This is a genomic window from Tatumella sp. JGM91 (assembly GCF_018257575.1).
Taxonomy (GTDB): Bacteria; Pseudomonadota; Gammaproteobacteria; order Enterobacterales; family Enterobacteriaceae; genus Tatumella; species Tatumella punctata.
Genome location: NZ_JAERJP010000003.1, coordinates 162,132 through 186,598 on the forward strand (window position 1 = coordinate 162,132; position 24,467 = coordinate 186,598).

Here is a 24,467-nt window from a genome sequence, read left to right on the forward strand (position 1 = left end):
AGAATCTGATGAGTGACTATAAAGCTACCCTGAACTTACCTGAAACCGGGTTCCCGATGCGTGGCGATTTAGCCAAACGGGAACCTGCAATGTTGCAGCGATGGACCGACGATAATCTGTACAGTGCGATCCGTGCAGCAAAAAAAGGTAAAAAAACATTTATTCTGCACGATGGCCCTCCTTACGCTAACGGCAGCATTCATATCGGTCACTCAGTTAACAAGATTCTGAAAGATATTATTATTAAATCTAAAGGTCTGTCTGGCTTCGATGCGCCTTATGTGCCTGGCTGGGACTGCCACGGATTACCTATCGAACATAAAGTTGAACAAATGATTGGTAAACCGGGTGAGAAAGTCACTCCGGCGGAGTTTCGTGCTGCCTGTCGCAAATATGCTGCAGAGCAAATCGAAGGACAGAAAAAAGACTTTATCCGGCTGGGCGTGCTCGGCGACTGGGACCGTCCTTACCTGACGATGGATTTCAATACCGAAGCAAATATTATCCGTGCACTGGGACGGATCATCGGTAACGGACATCTGCACAAAGGAGCAAAGCCGGTACACTGGTGTACAGAGTGTCGTTCGGCACTGGCCGAAGCAGAAGTCGAATATTACGACAAGACCTCTCCGTCTATCGATGTCATGTTTAATGCGGTGGATAGCGCAGCGGTTGCTGCCGCATTTTCTGTCAGTGTGCCTGAGGCACCGGTGTCACTGGTTATCTGGACCACCACCCCGTGGACGATGCCTTCTAACCGTGCCATCTCCGTCAACCCTGAGTTTGAATATCAACTGGTGCAGGCCGAAGGGCATGTCCTGATTCTGGCTAAAGATTTAACGGAAAGTGTTCTGCAGCGTGCCGGTATTTCCGAATGGACAGTACTGGGTGAATGCCGTGGTGATGCGCTGGAGTTATTGCGTTTCCGTCATCCGTTCCTTGGTTTTGATGTCCCGGTATTACTGGGTGATCACGTCACGCTGGATGCCGGTACCGGAGCGGTACATACGGCGCCGGGTCATGGTCCTGAGGACTATGTTATTGGCCAGAAATACGGTATTGAGGTAGCGAACCCGGTAGGACCGGACGGCTGCTACCTTCCGGGAACCTATCCGGGGCTGGACGGGGTCAACGTATTTAAAGCTAACGACCTGATTGTTGAGTTGCTGCGTGACAAAGGTGCACTGCTGCACGTTGAAAAGCTGCATCACAGCTACCCGCACTGCTGGCGTCATAAAACGCCGATCATCTTCCGCGCGACCCCGCAGTGGTTTATCAGCATGGATCAAAAAGGACTGCGCGCCCAGTCGCTGAAAGAAATCAAAGACGTTCAGTGGATCCCCGACTGGGGCCAGGCACGTATTGAGTCAATGGTGGCTAACCGCCCTGACTGGTGTATTTCACGTCAGCGTACCTGGGGAGTGCCAATGGCTCTGTTTGTCCATAATCAGACGGAAGAGCTGCACCCTGACACACTGCAACTGATGGAACAGGTCGCGCTGCGTGTTGAACAGGATGGGATTCAGGCATGGTGGGATCTGGATAGCAAAGAGTTACTGGGTGCGGATGCAGAACACTACAGTAAAGTTCCTGATACTCTGGATGTATGGTTCGACTCCGGTTCTACCAGTTGCTCAGTAGTGGATGTTCGTCCTGAGTTTGGCGGACACAGTGCCGATATTTATCTGGAAGGTTCTGACCAGCACCGTGGCTGGTTTATGTCATCACTGATGATTTCCACCGCAATTAAAAGCAAAGCACCTTACCGTCAGGTACTGACCCATGGTTTCACCGTTGATGGTCAGGGCCGTAAGATGTCTAAGTCGATTGGTAACACGGTCAGCCCGCAGGATGTGATGAACAAACTGGGTGCTGATATTTTACGTCTGTGGGTCGCGTCAACCGACTACTCTGGTGAAATGGCGGTTTCCGACGAAATTCTGAAACGTTCTGCAGATGCATACCGTCGTATCCGTAACACCGCTCGTTTCCTGCTGGCTAACCTGAACGGTTTTAACCCGCAAACTGACCTGGTTGCTGCTGATGATATGGTGGTACTGGATCGCTGGGCCGTCAGCCGTGCGCTGGCTGCACAACAGGATATCCTGGCGTCATATGAAGGTTATGATTTCCATGAAGTTGTACAGCGTCTGATGCAGTTCTGCTCGGTGGAAATGGGCTCGTTCTATCTGGATATCATTAAAGACCGTCAGTATACGGCTAAACCTGACAGCATCGCACGCCGTAGCTGCCAGACGGCACTCTGGCATATTGCTGAAGCGCTGGTTCGCTGGATGGCACCGATCATGTCCTTCACGGCTGACGAAATCTGGGGACACCTGGCAGGACAACGTGAACAGTATGTATTTACCGGTGAGTGGTACCAGGGACTGTTTGATCTGCCAGAAAATGAAACGCTGAATGATGCTTACTGGGAGCAATTACTGAAAGTACGCGGTGAGGTAAATAAAGTGATTGAACAGGCCCGTGCTGACAAAAAAATCGGCGGCGCGCTGGAAGCATCGGTTGTGCTGTATGCTGATCACTCGCTGGCAGAAAAGCTGAATGCACTGGGTGACGAACTGCGTTTTGTGTTACTGACCTCAGAGGTACAGGTTCAGGATTATCAGTCTGCACCGGCAGAAGCGGTGCACAGTGAACAGCTTAAAGGGCTGAAAATCACCCTGCAAAAAGCGGCTGGCGAAAAATGTCCGCGCTGCTGGCACTACACGCAAGACATTGGCAAGAACCCGCAGCATGCTGAAATCTGTGGCCGTTGTTACAGCAATGTCTCCGGTGCCGGCGAAGAGCGTAAGTTTGCCTGATGAGTAAATCTCTGAGTTCTACCGGCTTACGCTGGATATGGGTAACGGTACTGGTGATGGTTGTCGACTTCGTCAGTAAACAGTGGGTCATGGCTGATATGCAATTGCATGAAAGCCGTGCACTTATGCCTTCCCTGAATCTGTTTTACGCCCGTAACTACGGTGCTGCATTCAGCTTCCTCGCTGACAAAGGGGGATGGCAACGGTGGTTCTTTGCCGGTATTGCGGTGGCCATAGTGATAGCGCTGCTGGTGATGATGTTCCGAAACCGTGCCAGCCAGAAAATGACCAATATCGCCTATGCCATGATCATCGGCGGTGCTGCGGGGAACTTACTGGACCGTATGTGGCACGGCTTTGTTGTCGATTTTATTGACTTCTATGTCGGAGACTGGCATTTCGCAACCTTTAATCTTGCAGACTGCGCCATTTGTATCGGAGCTGCACTGGTGATTCTGGAAGGGTTTCTGCCTTCTGCAGCGAAACAGGCGGATAAAGGGTAAGGCATGAGTAACTCGGTACAGCATGATAGTTCGTTACTGGTCCATTTCACTCTGACCTTGGAAGATGGAACCCTGGCCGAATCAACACGCGCTAATGGTAAACCGGCATTGTTTCGGCTGGGTGATGACAGTCTTTCACCGGCCTTTGGGACAGCCTTACACGGCCTGACGGCCGGGGAAACCCGGCAGTTTACTCTCGCACCTGAAGACGGGTTCGGGGTATCCAGTCCGGATCTTATCCGGTATTTCTCCCGCAGGGATTTTACTGAGGCCGGTGAGCCTGAACAGGGGGCGATTATGTTGTTTAGCGCGCCGGATGGCAGTGAAATGCCCGGCGTGATCCGTGATGTTTCCGGTGATTCTGTCACGGTAGACTTTAATCACCCTCTGGCGGGGCAAATGATTACCTTTAATGTTGAAGTGCTGGAAGTTAATCCACGACAGGAGGCCGAAAATGCAAATTCTGCTCGCTAACCCTCGTGGTTTTTGTGCCGGTGTTGACCGTGCCATCAGTATTGTTGAGCGGGCGCTGGAGATGTATGGTGCCCCGATTTATGTCCGCCATGAGGTGGTACATAACCGCTATGTAGTGGCGGGGTTACGTGACCGCGGGGCAGTGTTTATTGAACAGATCAGCGAAGTCCCGGATGGTGCTATTCTGATTTTCTCTGCCCACGGTGTGTCTCAGGCAGTGAGGGCTGAAGCCAGGGCACGCTCACTGACGATGTTATTTGATGCGACCTGTCCGTTAGTCACCAAAGTCCATATGGAAGTCGCCCGTGCCAGCCGTAAAGGTGTTGAAGCTATATTGATTGGTCATGCCGGCCACCCTGAGGTCGAAGGCACGATGGGCCAGTACAGTAACCCTGCCGGGGGAATGTACCTTGTCGAATCTCCTGAAGATGTTTTCAGACTCAATGTTAAAGATGAATCGAATCTGAGTTTTATGACCCAGACGACATTGTCGGTTGACGATACTTCAGAGATTATTGATGCGCTGCGTCAGCGTTTCCCGGCAATCATCGGTCCGAGGAAAGATGATATTTGCTATGCAACCACCAATCGCCAGGAAGCCGTCCGCCATCTGTCAGAGCGTGCTGATGTTATCCTGGTGGTAGGGTCAAAAAACTCGTCAAACTCTAATCGCCTGGCAGAACTGGCCCGGAGAGCCGGTAAGCATGCTCAGTTGATTGACTCTGCGGAGGATATTCGTGAAAGCTGGCTGCAGGGTGTGAGTTGTGTTGGCGTGACTGCCGGAGCATCGGCCCCTGATATTCTGGTACAGCAGGTGATTACCCGCCTGAGGGAGTTTGGTGGCGAAGCGGCAGTCGAGTTAATCGGCCGCGAAGAAAATATTGTTTTCGAAGTGCCTAAAGAGTTACGGGTAGATGTAAAAGAAGTCCGGTAATTCTCCGAAGCCCGCAGCATGCAATATACTGCGGGCTTTTTATGGTACAGGCTATTGCTTCCCTTGCGGACTTTTCCCGCGGATAACAATTTTTACCCCCCATTGATTTTACTGATAATATCTCAGATCAAACCTGAAATTTTAATGATGCTTTTATTTTACTGGTGACTGTTCTGGTGGCTGGTTAATCTGAGCTGGCAGGATATACACACCCACAGGAATGAATAGTTATGAAAAATATCCGAATAGGTATTGTCGGAGCCTCCGGGAGAATGGGGCGCCAGTTAATTGAGGCTGTATCACTGGCCGGAGATATGACTCTGGGTGCCGTCGTGGTGCGTCGCGGGTCTTCGCTGACGGGGTGTGATGCCGGTGAACTGGCGGGGATCCATAAGACCGGTGTGCAGATTACCGATAACCTGCTGACGGTAAAGGATAACTTTGATGTGCTCATCGACTTCACCCGTCCTGAAGCCAGCCTCGAGTACCTTAAATTTTGTGAAACTCATCAAAAAGCGATAGTGATTGGTACCACCGGCTTTGATGAGGCCGGTAAGCAGGCTATCCGCAGGGCAGGTATCAGTATACCGGTTGTTTTTGCCGCAAACTTTAGTGTCGGTGTTAACCTGGTGCTTAAACTGCTGGAAAAGGCAGCAAAAGTCATGGGTGAATACAGTGATATAGAGATCACGGAAGCGCATCACCGGTATAAAGTGGATGCACCTTCCGGTACGGCATTAGCGATGGGGGAATCCATTGCTGAAGCGATGAACTGGGACTTATCAGAACATGCGGTGTATAGCCGTGAAGGCCATACGGGAGAGCGCAAGCCACACGCTATCGGCTTTGCTACGGTACGTGCCGGCGATATTGTCGGTGAACATACAGCCATGTTTGCTGATATAGGCGAGCGGGTTGAAATCACCCATAAAGCTTCCAGCCGGATGACTTTTGCAAAGGGAGCAGTTAAGGCGGCAGGCTGGGTTTTTGAGCGTGAAAATGGTGTTTATGATATGCGTGATGTGCTTTATTTGAATGATTTATAATGTGTTGTGATGTGAATTTCAGTCGATAACTATTTGATTGTAAAAGAGGTTGTTTGTTTTACTTCCTCTTTATTTTTTTTATAATTGTTTTTGTTTGTTTTTATTGCGTAGCCTTTATTTTTATTTGTTTTCTATTGTTTTTATATTGTCTCCAACTGATTTTTCGGACCATTTGGTCTGAAATTACCAGTTTTCCCGCTTTCTGCTATGCTTCTTATCAGGCAATCGTTTTAAACGGCCAGCAATCCCCTGTTTTTAACCCTGTCAGTATATTTTTGCCATCAGTGGGTTAAAAAAACTAATAATATTACCTTTCAGACTGGACATAAGCAGGGCTGGTCATTAGAATGCGCCCAATTTGCCAAAATTAGACCTTTCAGGTGTTTTTTGGATTGATTCAGGTATCAATAATGAATTAATATGCAGGTATAGTGACTATTTATTCCCCGGAGGAAGTTTTGATTAAGTCAGCAATCCTGGTTCTGGAAGACGGAACCGAGTTCCACGGTCGGGCCATTGGGGCCAGCGGATCGGCAGTGGGAGAGGTCGTTTTCAATACGTCAATGACCGGTTATCAAGAAATTCTTACTGATCCTTCCTATTCCCGCCAGATCGTCACTCTTACTTATCCCCATATCGGTAATGTTGGTACTAATCCCGCTGACGAAGAGTCATCCCGGGTACATGCGCAGGGATTAGTTATTCGCGACCTGCCCCTGATTGCCAGCAACTACCGCAGCACCGAAGACCTTTCAGCCTATCTTTCCCGTCATAACATTGTCGCTATTGCTGATATTGATACCCGTAAACTGACCCGTTTACTGCGGGAAAAGGGCGCACAGAATGGCTGCATTATTGCCGGTGATAACCCGGATGTCGCTGCGGCACTACAGCAGGCGAAAAACTTCCCGGGCCTGAAAGGCATGGATTTAGCGAAAGAAGTAACCACCGATAAAGCATATCCGTGGACACAGGGCAGCTGGACACTGAACGATGGACTACCGGCCCCTAAGGCTGACAGTGAACTGCCTTACCATGTAGTCGCCTACGATTTTGGTGCTAAGCGTAATATTCTGCGTATGCTGGCTGACCGCGGGGTGCGTCTGACGGTTGTTCCGGCGCAGACCCCGGCAGATGAAGTGCTGAAAATGAATCCGGATGGTATTTTCTTATCTAATGGTCCCGGTGACCCGGAACCTTGTGACTATGCTATCAGCGCGATTAAACAATTCCTCGAAACCGATATCCCGCTGTTTGGTATTTGCCTCGGACACCAGTTATTAGCCCTGGCCAGTGGTGCCGCGACCGTAAAAATGAAACTGGGTCACCATGGCGGTAACCACCCGGTCAAAGACCTGGATCGTGATGTGGTGATGATTACCGCACAGAACCACGGTTTTGCCGTTGATGAGCAGAATCTTCCGTCATGTTTACGGGTGACCCATAAATCCCTGTTTGACCACACGGTACAAGGTATCCATCGCACGGATAAGCCAGCTTTCAGTTTCCAGGGACACCCTGAAGCGAGCCCCGGACCGCATGATGCGGCACCGCTGTTCGATCACTTCATTGAATTAATTAATACTTTCCGTTCCGGTAACAGGTAATCCAGGAGCTAATAAATGCCAAAACGTACAGATATAAAATCGATCCTGATCCTTGGTGCCGGTCCTATTGTTATCGGACAAGCCTGTGAGTTCGACTATTCCGGAGCCCAGGCCTGTAAAGCCCTGCGTGAAGAAGGTTACCGTGTGGTGCTGGTGAACTCGAATCCGGCAACCATAATGACTGACCCGGAAATGGCGGATGCGACCTATATTGAGCCAATCCACTGGGAAGTGGTACGTAAAATCATAGAAAAAGAACGTCCTGATGCTGTGCTGCCGACCATGGGTGGCCAGACCGCACTGAACTGTGCGCTGGAGCTAGAAAGACAGGGGGTTCTGGAAGAATTTGGCGTTACCATGATTGGTGCAACCGCCGATGCGATTGATAAAGCAGAAGATCGCCGCCGTTTTGATAAAGCGATGAAAAGCATCGGACTGGATACTGCCCGTTCCGGGATTGCCCATACCATGGACGAAGCCTTAAAAGTGGCTGCTGAGGTTGGTTTTCCGTGCATTATTCGTCCTTCCTTTACGATGGGGGGCACCGGTGGCGGTATCGCGTATAACCGCGAAGAGTTTGAAGAAATCTGTGAACGCGGACTGGATCTGTCTCCGACCAATGAGCTGCTGATTGATGAGTCGCTGATTGGCTGGAAAGAGTATGAAATGGAAGTTGTTCGTGACAAAAATGATAACTGTATCATTGTCTGCTCGATTGAAAACTTCGATGCCATGGGGATCCATACGGGTGACTCAATCACCGTTGCGCCGGCTCAGACCCTGACCGATAAAGAGTATCAGATCATGCGTAATGCCTCGATGGCCGTACTGCGTGAGATTGGTGTGGAAACCGGTGGTTCTAACGTCCAGTTCTCGGTAAACCCGGAAAATGGTCGTTTGATTGTTATCGAAATGAACCCAAGGGTGTCACGTTCTTCGGCGCTGGCGTCAAAAGCCACCGGCTTCCCGATTGCTAAAATTGCCGCTAAGCTGGCGGTTGGCTATACCCTCGATGAACTGATGAATGATATTACCGGGGGGCTGACACCGGCGTCATTCGAACCTTCTATCGACTATGTCGTGACCAAAATCCCTCGCTTTAACTTCGAAAAATTTGCCGGCAGTAATGACCGTCTGACCACGCAAATGAAGTCAGTGGGTGAAGTCATGGCGATTGGCCGTACCTTCCAGGAATCCATGCAAAAGGCATTACGTGGCCTGGAAGTCGGTGCCTGTGGATTTGACCCGAAAGTGGATCCGGAAGAGGCTGATGCACTGACCCGCATTCGCCGTGAACTGAAAGATGCCGGCAGTGACCGTATCTGGTATATCGCTGATGCGTTCCGTCTGGGGATGTCAGTTGATGGTGTGTTTAATCTGACCAATATCGACCGCTGGTTCCTGGTGCAGATTGAAGAACTGGTTCGTCTGGAAGAGCAGGTTGCCCGTCAGGGACTGAATGGCCTGAACTACGACTTCCTGCGTCAGCTGAAGCGTAAAGGTTTTGCTGACCTCCGGCTGGCACAACTGGCGGGAGTAGCGGAACATGAAGTCCGTAAACTTCGTCAGCAATATAATCTGTATCCGGTCTATAAGCGGGTGGATACCTGTGCGGCAGAGTTCGCGACGGACACGGCTTACATGTACTCAACTTATGAAGAAGAGTGCGAAGCCAGCCCGAATACTGATCGTGAAAAAATCATGATCCTTGGCGGTGGTCCGAACCGTATTGGTCAGGGTATTGAATTCGACTATTGCTGCGTCCACGCTTCACTGGCATTACGTGAAGATGGTTACGAAACCATTATGGTTAACTGTAACCCTGAAACGGTCTCTACCGATTACGATACCTCTGACCGTCTGTACTTTGAGCCTGTGACCCTGGAAGATGTGCTGGAGATTGTTCGTATTGAACAGCCCAAAGGGGTGATTGTTCAGTACGGCGGCCAGACACCACTTAAACTGGCCCGTGCTCTGGAAGCCGCCGGTGTCCCGGTCATTGGCACCAGCCCTGATGCTATCGACCGTGCCGAAGACCGTGAACGTTTCCAGCATGCCGTTGAGCGTCTGGCATTAAAACAACCGGCAAATGCAACCGTCACAGCCCTGGAACAGGCCGTTGAGAAAGCCGTTTCGATTGGTTATCCGTTAGTGGTTCGCCCTTCTTATGTACTGGGCGGCCGGGCAATGGAAATTGTGTATGACGAAATCGACCTGAAACGCTATTTTATGACCGCCGTGTCTGTGTCAAATGATGCGCCTGTGTTACTGGATCGCTTCCTGGATGATGCTGTCGAAGTCGATGTCGATGCTATCTGCGATGGTGAACAGGTACTGATTGGCGGAATTATGGAACACATTGAGCAGGCCGGTGTTCACTCCGGTGACTCAGCCTGTTCACTGCCGGCGTATACCTTAAGCCAGCAGATTCAGGACGTAATGCGTGAGCAGGTAAAAAATCTGGCATTTGAACTGAATGTTCGCGGTCTGATGAATGTGCAGTTTGCCGTTAAGGATAACGAAGTCTATCTGATTGAAGTTAACCCGCGTGCAGCCCGTACAGTACCTTTTGTTTCTAAAGCCACCGGTGTGCCATTAGCCAAAGTTGCAGCACGTGTTATGGCCGGTAAAACACTGGCGGCGCAGGGTGTCACCAAAGAGATAATCCCTCCTTATTATTCGGTAAAAGAAGTGGTATTACCGTTTAACAAATTCCCGGGAGTTGACCCGATCCTCGGTCCGGAAATGCGTTCTACCGGTGAGGTTATGGGCGTCGGTCGTACCTTTGCAGAAGCTTTCTCTAAGGCTATGCTGGGTTCACAGTCGATGATGAAAAAGTCAGGACGTGCACTGTTATCCGTGCGTGAAGGCGACAAAAAGCGGGTTGTCGACCTGGCAGCCAAATTAATGAAATATGGTTATGAACTGGATGCGACACACGGTACGGCAGTGGTCCTGGGTGAAGCAGGGATTAACCCGCGGCTGGTGAATAAAGTACATGAAGGGCGACCGCATATTCAGGACCGTCTGAAAAATGGTGAATACAGCTATATTGTTAATACCACGGCCGGACGCCAGGCGATAGAAGATTCACGCCTGATCAGACGCAGTGCACTGCAGTATAAAGTGCATTACGACACGACCCTGAATGGTGGTTTTGCCACAGCAATGGCACTGAATGCCGATCCGACCGAACGGGTGATTTCTGTTCAGGAAATGCACGCCGAAATTAATGCCTGACCTGCCTTAAATAAGCGGCCCTGATTGCAGGGTCGCTTATCATTTCAGTAAAAATCATCAAAACGCACGTTATACCATTTAAAAAAATTTAACTTTCTGACAGGATCATCTGTCATTTTCTGCTTTCCTGTTTTTTATATTCAATAAATAGCATTGAGTTATCTGGTATTTATCTTTACCCCGATAATCTCCGTGAGAACAATTCGTTTAAATTATTATTTATATTTATGGATAATCCAGATGAGAAAAAACTGGCTGAGTCAGTCTGTTCGCGGCGGCCTGGTACTTATTTCAATGATACCGGTTGCCGGTCAGGCAGATATTCATGTAATTCCACCGCTACCGGCAGATAATCCTTTGAGCCGGCTCGATTTAACCGTGGGCGGCAGTATCCGGCCACAGTTTAATCACTCGACAGGGGTGGATGATAAGTCATATAAGCGCAATGGTTTTGATGGCGGCAGCCGGTTCCGTTTCGGGGCCCGTTACCGTATTAACCCGGATCTGAGCTGGATTAACTATTACGAACCGGGCGTTAATATTCCGGCAGTATTAAAATGGGACCACCATTATCAGCCCGGCGCGCATAATACCACCCGCCGACAGATGTATACGGGGCTGGAAAGTAAAACATGGGGCCGTCTGACTTTCGGGCAGCAAAACAGCATTTACTACGATGTGGTCGGAGCAAAAACGGATATCTGGGATGACGATATGCTGGCCCAGGGACCGGGGGTTGGGATCAATGGTGACTATGATGGTACCCATCGGGCCCGTAAGCTGTTGAAATATGAAAAATCGGTTGGCCCTGTGGATGTTTATGCAGGTTATCTGTTTACCGACAATAATTATTATCCGGGCAACGGGCTGGCTTATAAGCGCCAGGGCGGCGGATCTTTAGGGGCTGACTATCATATTACCCCGCAGCTGAGCTGGGGGGTTGCCTGGAGTTATACCAAAGCGGCGATGCGCAATCCTGCCACCGGCCAAAGTCGCGACTACAATCAGAACCTGCTGGGCACCGCCTTAAGCTGGAAGCCTGATAACTGGATATTTGCGATGGGCGGAGGCTGGTATCAGAACTTTGCACCGACCAAAAAAGTGACTATCGAGAATTACTTTGCCGGTAGTAGCTGGGGCACTGAATATTTTGCCGGCTATAAATTCCATATCAAACACTATGGGATAAAAACGATCCAGCCTTATGTGATGGGGGATCGTCTGCAATTTGTCAGCGGACGTCATTATCAGCGGATTGATAATGGCCTGGGAATTTCTTTCCAGATGGCTTATGGTTTCCGTATTGATGCAGAGCATATCTTTACTTCAAGTACTGATAATATCGGTGATCTGAACCTGGTGCGGCTGCGTTACGATTTCTGAGTATTATGGCCAGTCCGTAAAACAGATTTACTGTTGTCCTGCGGACAGGCCTTTCCCTCCGTCCCCTCCGAAACGTTACCCGCTATCACTTTTTTATCCTGCGGTCTGTGACAGATTTACTGTTTTTTATCCGGCGATTACCTTATTTAACGATGAAATATGCGTTTTATCTGCCTGATTACTCAAAATTTAACCATGCTACATTCTGCCCGATAACTTATTAAAAACCGTCATTTTTATAATTAGAATATTTTATATTATCGGGATTAATTATGAATAACAGTTGGTATTTTATACTGCCGGGCACGCTGCTGGTACTGGCCTCTGCATTGCCTGTGACCAGTTATGCCGAAATCACGCTGTTAAAAGCGGATCCGCAGAAAGATGATTTACTCAGCCGGTTAAACTTTCAGGTCGGGGGGAGTATCCGTCCGCAATTAAACCATATGACCAGTGGTAAAGGAAAAAACTATAAACGTAATGTGTTTGATGGCGGTACCCGTTTTCGTTTTACCGCAGATTACCGGCTGACAAATGATCTGACCTGGACTAACTACTATGAGCTGGGAGTGAATATTCCGGCATTGCTTGACTGGAGTGGTCACTATGCCGAAAACGATAAAAACACTACCCGCAGAATGATGTACACAGGGATCCGCAGTAAAGAGTGGGGCGAACTGACTTTCGGCCAGCGCAACAGTATCTACTACGATGTTATTGGGTCAAAAACAGATATCTGGGATTACGATATGCTGGGTCAGGCGCCGGGTAATGGTATCAACGGTGACTATGATGGATCTTACCGGCCAAGGAAACAGCTACGCTATCAAAACCGTATCGGTAACGTTGAATTGTATGCAGCGTATCTTTTTGCAGACAGCAGTTACCTGCCCGGTAACGGACTGCGTTATAAACGGCGTGGCGGTGGGTCACTCGGATTTAACTATCAGTTAACCCCGGACCTGAGCTGGGCGATGGCCTGGAACTATACCAAAGCACAAATGCGTAATCCGCAGCCACATCAGAGTAAGAACTATAATCAGAATTTGCTGGGTACAGCGTTCAGCTGGCATCCCGGCCACTGGGTGCTGGCAGCGGGAGGTGGCTGGTATCAGAATTTTGAACCAAGCCAGAATATTGATGTTAAAAGGTATTTTGCCGGTGATGCCTGGGGCGTTGAATATTATGCCGGTTACAATATTCCGGTGCAGCGCTATGCCTTACAGTCGGTTCAGCCTTACTTTATGGGCGACCGGATGCAATTCGTCACCGGCCGCAACTATCAGCGCACAGATAATGGTTTAGGGGTCGCCTTTAACCTCGACTATGGATTCCGTGTCGATTATGAGTATGTATTAACCTCCAGTACCGATCATCTGGGTAATATGAACGTCGTCCGTATCTATTATAATTTCTGATCTGCTGCTGCCGCACAGTACAATGCGGCAGAGTATTTTCTCTTAATCTGCTGTTTAATCATTCTTTTTCGAAAGTGACTCCGCGATTAATGGATAAGCTATCACGACTCCGCACCGCGCAGAGTGAAATAGTCTCAGATGCCTATCGACGAAGTGAATACCTTTCCGTATGATGGCGCCAATTTTTCCAGCGGGTTAACGTAATGATTAGTCTGATTGCTGCCATGGCGGCGGATCGTATTATCGGGATGGACAATACCATGCCATGGAGCCTGCCGGCAGATCTGGCCTGGTTCAAAAAACAGACCCTGAACAAGCCGGTAATTATGGGGCGGCGGACGTTTGAGTCAATCGGCCGCCCATTACCCGGACGACTGAATATTGTGATCAGCCGCTCAGCAGATGAGATACAGGGGGTCACCCTGGCAGCGTCTCCTGATGAAGCGCTACAACTGGCGGGGGATGTGCCAGAGATCATGATCATTGGTGGCGGAAATATTTATGCCCAGATGCTGGAAAAAGCCGACCGGTTGTATCTGACCCATATTGATGCAGAAGTTGAGGGAGATACCCAGTTTCCCGACTATGCCCCGGACGACTGGCAATCTGTGTTCAGTGAATTTCATGATGCTGACAGCAGTAATAGCCACAGTTTCTGTTTCGAAATCCTCGAGCGCCGTCGTTAGTCTGTGCACATCAGGCCGCCCGTGATAATCAGCGTCGCAGGCGGCCGGTTCAGTTCTGTGTTATCCCGTCGTTATTGTTTGCTGTTGTCTCCTCTGTAGCCTTTATATCTTGATCATCTTCACAAAAATTATTGCTGTTGAAAATAATAGTGGAATAAGTTTTAACCAGTGTTATTTTTCATTCCACAGAATATCATGCAATGATTAAGATAATTTCATTAAAAAAACTGAATTGTTTACTTCCCCTGCGGTTAAATTAGTCTTGTCATAAAAATTATGCAAGGTGTTCTTATTTTCCCTGCTGGTATTATTATTTATTATTTATTATTTATTATTTATTATTTATTATTTATTATTTATTATTTATTTTAATTTTTATGATTAACCTCCGGTTATTAATTCACTGGAAGCTCATAGTTAAAAAACAAAACTCAGGAGGGAAACATCGCCGGATACCCGATATGCAGTGATAAGAATATTACAGATTAAGGTGCTTTATAAGGGAATAACGGAGTAAATAAGGGAGAGCAGGATGGCGGTATATGTGAAATTAGCGGAACAGATAATTGAAGCTGTTGGCGGTGTGGGAAATATAAATACAGTGGTCCATTGTGCAACCCGGCTTCGGTTTAAACTGTATACTCCGCCTCAGGGGGCAGCGGAAAAAATTAAATCCCTTGAGCAGGTGATTGCCGTGGTGGAGAGCGGTGGTCAGTTTCAGGTAGTAATTGGCCAGCAGGTCGGTGATGTATTCCGGTGCATTGAAGAGTATCTCAGAGCAGAGCCCGTATTACAGGCACCATTAGCCACGGAAAAAACACCGCCTGCGGGTAATCTGCTGGCACGATTTATTGATCTGGTCTCGGGCATTTTTACTCCGGTATTAAGTGTTATGGCGGCTTCCGGCATTCTTAAAGGATTTCTGGCGCTGGCCGTGGCGACGGAAATATTATCACCTGCCAGCGGAACCTATCAGATATGGTTTGCTGCCAGTGATGCATTGTTTTATTTCTTCCCACTGGTATTAGGTTATACGGCAGGTAAAAAGTTTGGTGGTTCACCGTTTCTGACAATGGCAGCAGGCGGAACGCTGGTACATCCGTTGATCCTGAGTCTGAATGAGGCGGGTGCATCAACGGAAGCTGCCACCTTTTTTGGTATCCCGCTGACCTTTATTAATTACAGCTCTTCGGTGATCCCGATAATTTTTGCAGCCTGGATTTGCTGCTGGCTGGAAAAACACCTGCACCGGCGTTTACCCATCGCCATCCGTAATTTTGCCACGCCTTTTTTTTGTTTGCTGGCGATAGTTCCGCTGACATTTCTGGTGATTGGCCCATTATCCACATGGCTCAGTCAGTTGCTGGCAGGCGGATATCAGTGGATCTATGACATTGCGCCCTGGATTGCAGGAATGTTTCTTGGTGCAGTCTGGCAGGTATGCGTTATTTTCGGTTTGCACTGGGGGCTGGTGCCAGTGGCGATTAATAACCTGAGTGTTCTGGGCTTCGATACGATTATCCCTTTATTACTGCCGGCAGTACTGGGACAGGCGGGGGCTGCGCTGGGGGTTTTCTTTGCCTGCCGTGACAAGCAGCTGAAAATGCTGGCTGGCACCTCAGTGACTGCGGGGATTTTCGGTATCACCGAACCTGCTATTTATGGTGTCACTTTACCTCTGAAACGTCCTTTTTTGTTTGGCTGTATTGCCGGAGGTATCGGCGGGGGCATTGTCGGCCTGTTTCAGGTGAAGGTCTGGTCATTTGGTTTAGTCAGTGTATTTTCTTTTGCACAGATGATCCCGGCGCAAGGGGTTGATCTTACAGTATGGGGAGCGATTGCCGGATCCCTGATCGCGTTGATCCTTTCCTGTCTGTTGACATTTTTGTTTGGTATCCCACGTTCAGCGATCCGTGCTGCGGAATAATATACCAGACAGATTTCGCAGTGTCCGGGACGGAAAAGCCGGTGACAGAATAGCCCCCGCAGCGGCGATAACTCTGACCTGACAGTAAACGCGCCCGAAAAAGATTACCGACTATCTAAGGAGAGATAAATGAAACTGTTTCCGGAAACATTTTTATGGGGAGGGGCCATTGCGGCAAACCAGGTGGAGGGCGCATGGCAGGAAGACGGCAAAGGGCTTTCAACGTCGGATGTCCACCCTCAGGGGATTTTTGGCGGTATTGATCAGCGCCAGCCGGCCAGCGGTCAGCTGAAAGATATTGCGATCGATTTCTATCATCGTTATCCGCAGGATATTGCTCTGTTTGCCGAAATGGGGTTTAGCTGTCTGCGCCTGTCGATTGCCTGGACGCGTATATTTCCGCGTGGCGATGAAACCACACCCAATGAAGCCGGACTGGCCTATTACGATAAGATTTTTGCCGAGTTAGAGCAGCACGGTATCCAGCCGATGGTTACTTTATCCCATTACGAGATGCCCTGGGCACTGGTCTCTGAATACGGGGGATGGGGTAACCGCCAGCTTATTGGTTTCTTTATGAATTATGCCAGAGTAGTTTTTACACGCTACCGTGAGCAGGTGAAGTTATGGCTGACATTTAACGAAATCAATATGTCACTTCATGCACCGGTGACGGGTATTGGTATTGCTTCAGACAGCTCCCTGAGCAATATTTACTAGGCAATTCATCATCAGCTGGTGGCCAGTGGTCTGGCGGTACAAGCCTGTCATGAAATTATCCCGGCAGCGAAAATCGGTAATATGCTGCTGGGGGGGCTGGTCTATCCGTTAACCAGCCGCCCTGCAGACGTGTGGGTAGCAATGCAGGAAAATCGTCACTGGCTGTTTTTTGGTGATATTCAGGTCAGGGGAGAGTACCCGGGCTATATGCTGCGCTATTTCAGGGAGAATAATATCCGGCTGTATATTACTGAAGAAGATGATACAGCCCTGAAACACAGTGTGGATTTTGTCTCATTCAGCTATTACATGTCCGGGTGTGCCAGCGCAGATGCTGCCCGGCATCAGTCCTGTCCGGCAAATATTCTGAATATGATCCCGAACCCGCATTTGACTGCATCGGAATGGGGCTGGCAGATCGATCCCCTCGGGCTGCGTGTATTACTGAATCTACTCTGGGATCGTTATCACAAACCGTTGTTTATTGTTGAAAACGGGTTGGGGGCCAGAGATCAGCTGACAGAAGATCATCAGGTTATCGATGATTACCGGATAAGCTACCTGAATGATCATTTACAGCAGGTCAGGGAAGCCCTGGAGGACGGTGTGAATATACTCGGTTATACCAGCTGGGGGCCGATTGATTTAGTCAGTGCCTCGAAAGGTGAACTGTCAAAACGCTATGGCTTTATTTATGTGGATCGCCATGATGATGGCAGTGGCAGCTTACAGCGTTACCGCAAAAAGAGCTTTGGGTGGTATCAGTCAGTTATTGCCAGCCGCGGAGCGATATTGAAATAAATCCGGTGCTGATTGCCCCTTTACGGGAAAGGGGCAATAGCACAAAACATCAGTCCTTTTTACGCTGGAATGATGGCTGGTGGAAATAGTGATTATCTTCCCAGCGCAGCATTGTCAGGCTGCCGCCCCAGCAGCAGCCGGTATCCAGTGCAATAACCCCTTGCGGGGTCCCTTTCCCTTCCAGCGATGCCCAGTGGCCGAAAACAATCGTGTAATTCTCACGTACCGGACTGCTCAGCTGAAACCAGGGCCTGAGCGGCGGTATCGCTTTTTCCGGCGTATCTTTACAGATCATATCCAGCTGCCCGTTAGGGAAGCAATAGCGCATACGGGTCAGGGCATTGGCGCTGAACCTGAGCTTAGACAAACCGCTCAGTTCTTCAGACCAGTTATTTGGCATATCGCCGTACATGGCATCCAGAAATAGCGGATAAGTATCGCTGGCTAAAACGGCTTCCAGTTCTCTGGCACAGTTGCTGGCGGTCTCGATATCCCATTGAGGGGTAATACCGGCATGAGCCATCACCAGTTTTTTGTCTTCATCAACCTGCAATACTGGCTGACGACGCAGCCAGTTAATCAGCTCATCACAGTCAGCCGCCGCCAGTAGCGGGGCAAGATTATCTTTGGGTTTATTACGGCTGATTCCGGCGTAAACCGCCAGAATATGCAAATCATGGTTACCGAGCACCAGACGAACAGAATCACCCAGCGATTTTACTTTGCGTAACACCGCCAGTGAATCCGGCCCGCGGGCCACCAGATCCCCGGTCAGCCAAAGTTCATCGGCAGACGGGTCAAAACTGACCTGGTCGAGTAACGCGCAGAATTCTGCGTAACAACCGTGAATATCGCCTATCAGATACGTACTCATGAAAATCCTGTCAGCATATAACATTTGACCTGTAGCACAGGCCGGCAGAAATGTTTAATGGAGGAGGGTGGCAACCGCCAGTCGGAACACAGGCACAGGCGTATGGAACTCCTCACCCTGTTCGTCCTGCATGACATAGTGCCCTTGCATGGTGCCAATCGGGGTTTCCAGAACTGCACCACTGGTGTACTGGTACTCTTCGCCCGGCGCAATAACCGGTTGTTCACCGACCACGCCCTCACCCCGTACCTCTGTTTCGTTACCATCTCCATTGGTGATCAGCCAGTAGCGCTCACGCAGACAGACCGTATTGTGGCCTAAATTACGGATGGTAATCGTATAGGCAAAAACATAGCGGCCGGCTTCCGGTTGTGACTGTGAAGCCACATAAAATGTCTGCACATTAACGTAAACGCGTCTGGATGCACTCATGGTTCAGCTCTCCCGGGGATGTTCCGGATGTTCTGTCAGCCAGTGTGCCAGCTGGCAGTATTGCGCAATACTGATGTTTTCTGCACGCAGATTATTATCAATGCCCAGCTCAGTCAGTACGCTTTCAGGGAATAAATGGCCGAGGCTGTTACGCAGTGTTTTACGGCGCTTGCCAAAGGCTTCGGTAGTAATACGGCTTAAGACTTTCACATCGACGGCCGGATAAGGCGAATCCGTATGCGGGATCAAACGCACCACCGCGGAGTCGACTTTGGGTGGCGGGGTAAAGGAATGAGGGGGCACTTCCAGTACCGGGATCACCTGACAATAGTATTGCGCCATCACGGTAAGACGTCCGTAAGCTTTGCTGCCCGGTCCGGCAACCAGTCGGTTAACCACTTCTTTCTGCAGCATAAAGTGCATATCTTTAATAGCACCCGGGTAGCTGAACAGATGGAACATCAGTGGGGTTGAAATATTATAGGGCAGGTTACCAAACACCCGCAGTGGCTGCCCGCGTTCAGCTGCCAGTTCTGCGAAGTTGAATGTCATGGCATCCTGCTGGAACAGGGTCAGCTTCGGACCGAGGAACGGATGAGTCTGCAAACGGGCTGCCAGATCACGATCGAGTTCGATCACGGTCAGGGCATCCAGTTTTTCACCGACAGGTTCAGTCAGTGCCCCGAGACCCGGGCCGATTTCTACCAGCGCATCACTTTTTTGCGGATGGATAGCAGAAACAATACTATCGATAATGTACTGGTCGTTAAGGAAGTTTTGCCCGAAACGTTTACGGGCGTAGTGCCCCTGGTGGACGCGATTATTCATTACTGCTCTTAATCATAGTAGTGGCGAGTTTGATCGCCGTGATAAAGCTTCCCGGATCTGCCTGCCCGGTACCGGCTAATTCAAGCGCGGTGCCATGGTCAACAGAGGTCCGGATAAATGGCAGGCCAAGGGTAATATTTACCGCACGGCCAAAACCCTGGTATTTTAACACCGGTAATCCCTGATCGTGATACATTGCCAGCACTGCATCCGCATTTTGCAGATATTTAGGCTGGAACAGAGTATCGGCAGGTAGCGGACCGGTCAGCATAATTCCCTGCTGACGGAGCTCATTGAGGGCTGGTTCAATCACATCGATCTCTTCATGCCCCATATGGCCTCCCTCTCCGGCATGGGGATTCAGTCCGCACACCAGGATCCGCGGCTGCGGAATATGGAATTTATGTTGCAGGTCATGATGGAGGATCGTAATAACCTGATGCAGGTTATCGCGGGTAATCGCCGCCGACACCTCTTTCAGTGGCAGGTGGGTGGTTGCCAGAGCAACACGTAACCCGGTGGTTGCCAGCATCATCACTACTTTCTGGCAACCTGCGCGGTCGGCGAAAAATTCCGTATGCCCGGTAAAAGGAATACCGGCATCGTTGATAACCCCTTTATGAACCGGCCCGGTGACCAGGGCAGAAAAATTTCCCTTCAGGCAGCCATCGCTGGCGGCTGATAAACTGCGTAACACATAGTCGCTGTTAGCCACCGACAGATGTCCTGCCGTTACCGGAGCATTAAGGGGCACCTGCAGCAGCGTTAAGCTGCCGGCTTTCTGCGGGCGGGCTGGTTCATCCGGCCGGTACTCAGACAGGGTCAGAGGCAGACCAGGTTGTGCGGCCCGATCCAGTAGCAGTTGTCTGTCGGCACAGACCACCAGCTCGGCCGGCCAGTCATATGCGGCCAGCTGTACGGTTAAATCAGGACCAATCCCGGCAGGTTCACCGGGTGTGATCACTATCCGCGGGATATCAGCCATTGTTATCCAGAACTTTCACATACGCTTCAGCACGTTGTTCCTGCATCCAGGTCTGTGCTTCTTCGGCGAATTTACGGTTAAACAGCATCCGGTAGGCGCGGTCTTTGTCCGCATCCTGAGTACGGTCTACCTTGCGGGTATCCAGCAACTGAATCAGATGCCAGCCAAAAGAAGAACGGACCGGTGCACTGAGCTGACCTTTTTTCAGGTTCATTACCGCATCGCGGAAGGCAGGATCGTAAATATTAGGTGATGCCCAGCCGAGGTCACCGCCCTGGTTCGCTGAACCGGGATCGTCAGAAAAGCGTTTCGCGGCATCGGCAAAACTGATTTTTCCGCTGTTGATCTCATCAGAAAGCTGCTGGATTTTTGCACGTGCCTGCTGATCACTCATGATCGGTGATACTTTGATCAGAATATGGCGGGCATGCACTTCGGTGACAGAAACATTTTGTGTTTCGCCACGCATGTCGTTCACTTTCAGAATATGGAAGCCGACACCGGAACGGATAGGACCGACGATATCGCCTTTGCGGGCGGTACTCAGCGCCTGGCTGAACAGATTTGGCAATTCTTCAATTTTACCCCAGCCCATATTTCCGCCTTTCAGCGCCTGAGGATCGGCAGAGTAGGTGACCGCCATCTTACCGAAGTCAGCCCCTTTCTTCAGTTCACCGACCAGTTTTTTCGCCAGTGCTTCTTCATCGTCGACCTGTTGCTGAGTCGGATTTTCCGGCAGAGGCAGCAGGATCATGCTCAGATTAAGTTCAGTCCCCGGCACGTTCTGGTCAGCAATCTGTTTTGCCAGATTATCAACTTCCTGAGGAAGAATAGTGATACGGCTTCTGACCTCATTGTTGCGTACCGTAGAAATCAGCATTTCTTTACGGATCTGGCTGCGGTAGGTATTGTAATCAACACCGTCGTAGCTCAGTCGGCTGCGCAGCTGATCGAGGGTCATATGGTTCTGTGCCGCAATATTGCCGATAGCCTGGTCAAGCTCCTGATCGCTGATTTGAATACCGGCACGCTGTCCCATCTGGGAAATTATGCTGTCCATAATTTCCCGTTCAAGGATCTGATGATGCAGTGTCTGATCATCGGGTAATTGCTGGCCGGCTTCTTTTGCCTGAGTTTTCACGGTACTCATCATATTGTCGATGTCGCTTTCTAAAACAACACCGTTATTTACTACAGCTGCGACTTTATCAATCATCTGTGGTGCCGCAATCGCAGTCGCAGTTGTTGCAGTCATTGCTGCACCCAGAATCAGCATTCTCCAGTTCTTCATACTTTATCCATCGTTGTTACCGCGTTGCGGAGTTTACCGGCCATACATTACAACATCAAAACGCGGGCTGATAAGGGATAATTCCCTGATGCAGCATCTGGTCGGTTCCCAGGCCGTAGTTTGAACTCAGGCCACGGAATTCAATGTTGAATGAAATCTGGTTGTCATATTTACTTGTGTTATTTTCCCAGCCATTGATTTTACGCTCATATCCGACACGGATCGCGTAGCAACAAGAACTGTACTGAAGACCTAACAGCTGTTCTGCCGGCTTTCTATTACGGGTATCGTAATAGTATGCACCCACCACTGACCATGCATCGGCGATCGGCCAGCTTGCGGTGACTCCTGCCTGTGATATCCCGTTTTTATAAATCGGGTTAGTCAGCAGTGATGCATTATCCAGCGCCTGTGCGACGTATTCCGGGCTGCTGTAGCGATAGTTCAGCTGTACCATACGGTCTGTATCACGGCGGTATTCCAGAACCGCATTTCCCTGGGAAATATTATCCAGTTTGGTGTCATATTGCAGACCCCCGCGGACACCCCAGCGGTCACTGATTTTCCAGTATGTATCTCCGGCCCACGTCAGACTGCCACGGCTGTCGTTGTCATCAATTTGCGCAATTCCTGTACGTGCAGGGGTAAACGAATATATCTGACCCACAGAAACGTTAAAACGTTCAACCAGATTGTTATCATAAATCCGTGAAGTCACCCCGGTCGCCACCTGGTTAGCAGATGAAATACGATCCAGACCACTGTAGGTGCGGTCACGGAACAGCCCGGTATAATCCGTCTGCAGTAATGTGGAGTCGTAAGGATAAATATTGCTCTGATCACGATAAGGGGTGTACAGGTACTGTACCCGTGGTTCCAGTGTCTGGGTGTAACCCGGCGACCAGTCCATATCACGGTCAAACACCATCTTCCCGTCCACTTTAAACTGTGGCAGGGTCCGGTTGACTGAATGTTTCAGATGGTACAGGTTACTGTCATTATCATTGTAGTCATCGATATTGTCCTGCTGATAATGGGTTGCCAGTAATTTTGCTTCAGTGTTCAGGCTGGCCCAGCCATTGGACAGAGGCAGGTCGATGGTCGGTTCAATATGCAGCCGTGTCGCCCGTGGATAATTCGGGTTGGTATTGACGAAGCGGGCAAACTGACCATAGACATGAGTATCGAACGGACCGATATCATTCTGGTAAAGGTTTACATCCAGCTGCGGCAGGGTCCGATAAATATTGCTGCTGCTGTGGGAAAAGGTCTGGAAATCTTTGGTCGACAGGGTGGCATCCCAGTTAGTATCCGCGTAACCGATACTGAATTTCTGGTCGGCATAGCCATCGGTCGAGCTGTAATATTTAGAATCCAGATCGTTAAAATAATAGCTGTCGCTGACTTTGGTATAATCAACATTAAAACGCCAGTGCTGATCATAAACACCGTCATGACGCCAGTAGAACAGCCAGCGTTTAGAGCTGGTACCGTCCGCTATACCGCGTGCCGATTTTTCATTATTGTACTGACGGTCCGAGGGCAGGTAGTCCAGTTCCATTAAACCGCTGCCTAACACCGACAGATAACGGAATTCATTTTCCAGCTGCATCCCGCGTTTGCTCATATAGTGCGGGGTGATGGTGGCATCCATCTGCGGAGCAATATTCCAGTAATAAGGCAGCATAAATTCGAAGCCATTATTATTACCGTATTTTGCATTCGGGATCAGAAAGCCTGAACGACGCCGATCACCGATCGGCAGTTGTAAATAGGGGCTGTAAAAAATCGGCACCGGGCCGACTTTAAACCGGGCATTCCAGATTTCAGCAACCTGTTCCTGACGGTCTTCGATAATTTCAGATCCTGCCACACTCCAGCTGTTGTCGCCGGGCAGACAGGAGGTAAAGTTACCATTTTCCAGAATCGTATAACGGTTATTACCGCGCAGTTTCATCTGCTCAGCACTGCCGCGCCCCTGGCGGCCGACCATCTGATAATCACCGTCCCAGACGTTGGTATCTTTGGTATTCAGATCAGACCAGGCTTTAGGCCCCTTAAGAATTACCTGATTATCATCATAATGCACATTTCCCAATGCATCGACGGTGCGTGTCGGTATACTCTGCCCGGGCTGCTGACGCTGGTGAAGTTGTATTTCATCAGCCTGAAGTTGTCCGTTACCTTGATTTACGCTGACCTTCCCGGAAAAAACAGAATCGTTCGGGTAGGTCCCTTTGGCGGAATCAGAATGAATAGTAACAGGCTGCTGATTTGGCGTACCGGTAGTTAATGGACGATTATAAGAAGGTACGCCCAGCATACACTGTGACATCAGGTCATCTGCAAAGGTATGCTGGCTGTAGAGCGCTGCACCAATCATCGTGGCCAGCAGGGTTGGTAATCTTTTGTTCATACGTAGTATCAAGGATTCCGTTAAAACTGGCATCATGCCGACAATCAGACGGGGACTAACTTACCGCATAATAGCAC

General features: G+C 49.6%; 15 protein-coding genes and 3 pseudogenes. 12 read left to right on the top strand and 6 right to left on the bottom strand.

Features of this window, described 5'->3' with window-relative positions:
- Window positions 1-8 precede the first annotated feature (8 nt).
- The 12 genes and pseudogenes from ileS (at window position 9) to JK198_RS03575 (ending at window position 17,564) form a co-directional block, all read left to right on the top strand.
- Window positions 9-2,825, top strand: a complete 2,817-nt coding sequence (ileS, locus tag JK198_RS03520) for an isoleucine--tRNA ligase (RefSeq protein ID WP_212710211.1) — start codon at window positions 9-11, stop codon at window positions 2,823-2,825.
- Window positions 2,825-3,328 carry a signal peptidase II gene (gene lspA / locus JK198_RS03525; protein WP_212707011.1) on the top strand — a complete coding sequence of 168 codons (504 nt, stop codon included), beginning with the start codon at window positions 2,825-2,827 and terminating at the stop codon, window positions 3,326-3,328. Before ileS ends, lspA begins: the two co-directional genes overlap by 1 nt.
- Window positions 3,329-3,331: 3 nt before the next feature.
- Window positions 3,332-3,802, top strand: a complete 471-nt coding sequence (gene fkpB, locus JK198_RS03530; RefSeq protein ID WP_212707010.1) for an FKBP-type peptidyl-prolyl cis-trans isomerase — start codon at window positions 3,332-3,334, stop codon at window positions 3,800-3,802.
- Complete coding sequence (gene ispH, locus JK198_RS03535) at window positions 3,783-4,736, top strand: 4-hydroxy-3-methylbut-2-enyl diphosphate reductase (protein ID WP_212707009.1); 954 nt, start codon at window positions 3,783-3,785, stop codon at window positions 4,734-4,736. The genes fkpB and ispH overlap by 20 nt, the downstream gene beginning before the upstream one ends.
- Before the next feature lie 230 nt (window positions 4,737-4,966).
- A complete protein-coding gene (gene dapB / locus JK198_RS03540) occupies window positions 4,967-5,782 on the top strand; it encodes a 4-hydroxy-tetrahydrodipicolinate reductase (RefSeq protein WP_212710212.1) in 816 nt (271 codons plus the stop codon).
- A gap of 458 nt (window positions 5,783-6,240) precedes the next feature.
- Window positions 6,241-7,389 (top strand): glutamine-hydrolyzing carbamoyl-phosphate synthase small subunit, encoded by a 1,149-nt coding sequence (gene carA, locus JK198_RS03545; protein ID WP_212707007.1) that lies wholly within the window; start codon window positions 6,241-6,243, stop codon window positions 7,387-7,389.
- A 15-nt stretch (window positions 7,390-7,404) separates the two neighbouring features.
- A complete protein-coding gene (gene carB / locus JK198_RS03550; protein WP_212707006.1) occupies window positions 7,405-10,629 on the top strand; it encodes a carbamoyl-phosphate synthase large subunit in 3,225 nt (1,074 codons plus the stop codon).
- Between the two features lie 294 nt (window positions 10,630-10,923).
- A complete protein-coding gene (locus JK198_RS03555) occupies window positions 10,924-12,012 on the top strand; it encodes a porin (protein WP_249213248.1) in 1,089 nt (362 codons plus the stop codon).
- Between the two features lie 341 nt (window positions 12,013-12,353).
- Window positions 12,354-13,430: pseudogene (locus JK198_RS03560) on the top strand (porin); the annotation flags it as partial.
- A gap of 203 nt (window positions 13,431-13,633) precedes the next feature.
- A complete protein-coding gene (gene folA / locus JK198_RS03565) occupies window positions 13,634-14,116 on the top strand; it encodes a type 3 dihydrofolate reductase (protein ID WP_212707003.1) in 483 nt (160 codons plus the stop codon).
- A 532-nt stretch (window positions 14,117-14,648) separates the two neighbouring features.
- Window positions 14,649-16,025 (top strand): annotated as a pseudogene (locus tag JK198_RS03570) (PTS transporter subunit EIIC); the annotation flags it as partial.
- A gap of 147 nt (window positions 16,026-16,172) precedes the next feature.
- Window positions 16,173-17,564, top strand: a pseudogene (locus JK198_RS03575) (family 1 glycosylhydrolase).
- A 49-nt stretch (window positions 17,565-17,613) separates the two neighbouring features.
- Here the strand turns inward: JK198_RS03575 and apaH are convergent.
- The 6 genes from apaH to lptD are packed head-to-tail and all read right to left on the bottom strand — an operon-like array spanning window position 17,614 to window position 24,390.
- A complete protein-coding gene (gene apaH / locus JK198_RS03580) occupies window positions 17,614-18,438 on the bottom strand; it encodes a bis(5'-nucleosyl)-tetraphosphatase (symmetrical) ApaH (RefSeq protein ID WP_212707000.1) in 825 nt (274 codons plus the stop codon).
- A gap of 54 nt (window positions 18,439-18,492) precedes the next feature.
- Complete coding sequence (gene apaG, locus JK198_RS03585; protein WP_212706999.1) at window positions 18,493-18,870, bottom strand: Co2+/Mg2+ efflux protein ApaG; 378 nt, start codon at window positions 18,868-18,870, stop codon at window positions 18,493-18,495.
- A 3-nt stretch (window positions 18,871-18,873) separates the two neighbouring features.
- Window positions 18,874-19,698 carry a 16S rRNA (adenine(1518)-N(6)/adenine(1519)-N(6))-dimethyltransferase RsmA gene (gene rsmA / locus JK198_RS03590; RefSeq protein ID WP_212706998.1) on the bottom strand — a complete coding sequence of 275 codons (825 nt, stop codon included), beginning with the start codon at window positions 19,696-19,698 and terminating at the stop codon, window positions 18,874-18,876.
- A complete protein-coding gene (gene pdxA / locus JK198_RS03595; RefSeq protein ID WP_212706997.1) occupies window positions 19,691-20,683 on the bottom strand; it encodes a 4-hydroxythreonine-4-phosphate dehydrogenase PdxA in 993 nt (330 codons plus the stop codon). Before pdxA ends, rsmA begins: the two co-directional genes overlap by 8 nt.
- On the bottom strand, window positions 20,676-21,974 hold the full coding sequence (surA, locus tag JK198_RS03600; protein ID WP_212706996.1) for a peptidylprolyl isomerase SurA: 1,299 nt from the start codon (window positions 21,972-21,974) through the stop codon (window positions 20,676-20,678). Before surA ends, pdxA begins: the two co-directional genes overlap by 8 nt.
- A gap of 55 nt (window positions 21,975-22,029) precedes the next feature.
- Complete coding sequence (lptD, locus tag JK198_RS03605; protein WP_212710213.1) at window positions 22,030-24,390, bottom strand: LPS assembly protein LptD; 2,361 nt, start codon at window positions 24,388-24,390, stop codon at window positions 22,030-22,032.
- Window positions 24,391-24,467 lie beyond the last annotated feature (77 nt).

Bases quoted from the DNA above. Each gene is read 5' to 3' on its own strand.
- ileS (WP_212710211.1), top strand. From the start codon at position 9: ATGAGTGACTATAAAGCTACCCTGAACTTACCTGAAACCGGGTTCCCG.
- dapB (WP_212710212.1), top strand. From the start codon at position 4,967: ATGAAAAATATCCGAATAGGTATTGTCGGAGCCTCCGGGAGAATGGGG.
- fkpB (WP_212707010.1), top strand. From the start codon at position 3,332: ATGAGTAACTCGGTACAGCATGATAGTTCGTTACTGGTCCATTTCACT.
- ispH (WP_212707009.1), top strand. From the start codon at position 3,783: ATGCAAATTCTGCTCGCTAACCCTCGTGGTTTTTGTGCCGGTGTTGAC.
- JK198_RS03555 (WP_249213248.1), top strand. From the start codon at position 10,924: ATGATACCGGTTGCCGGTCAGGCAGATATTCATGTAATTCCACCGCTA.
- surA (WP_212706996.1), bottom strand. From the start codon at position 21,974: ATGAAGAACTGGAGAATGCTGATTCTGGGTGCAGCAATGACTGCAACA.
- lspA (WP_212707011.1), top strand. From the start codon at position 2,825: ATGAGTAAATCTCTGAGTTCTACCGGCTTACGCTGGATATGGGTAACG.
- apaG (WP_212706999.1), bottom strand. From the start codon at position 18,870: ATGAGTGCATCCAGACGCGTTTACGTTAATGTGCAGACATTTTATGTG.
- apaH (WP_212707000.1), bottom strand. From the start codon at position 18,438: ATGAGTACGTATCTGATAGGCGATATTCACGGTTGTTACGCAGAATTC.
- rsmA (WP_212706998.1), bottom strand. From the start codon at position 19,698: ATGAATAATCGCGTCCACCAGGGGCACTACGCCCGTAAACGTTTCGGG.
- pdxA (WP_212706997.1), bottom strand. From the start codon at position 20,683: ATGGCTGATATCCCGCGGATAGTGATCACACCCGGTGAACCTGCCGGG.
- folA (WP_212707003.1), top strand. From the start codon at position 13,634: ATGATTAGTCTGATTGCTGCCATGGCGGCGGATCGTATTATCGGGATG.
- lptD (WP_212710213.1), bottom strand. From the start codon at position 24,390: ATGAACAAAAGATTACCAACCCTGCTGGCCACGATGATTGGTGCAGCG.
- carB (WP_212707006.1), top strand. From the start codon at position 7,405: ATGCCAAAACGTACAGATATAAAATCGATCCTGATCCTTGGTGCCGGT.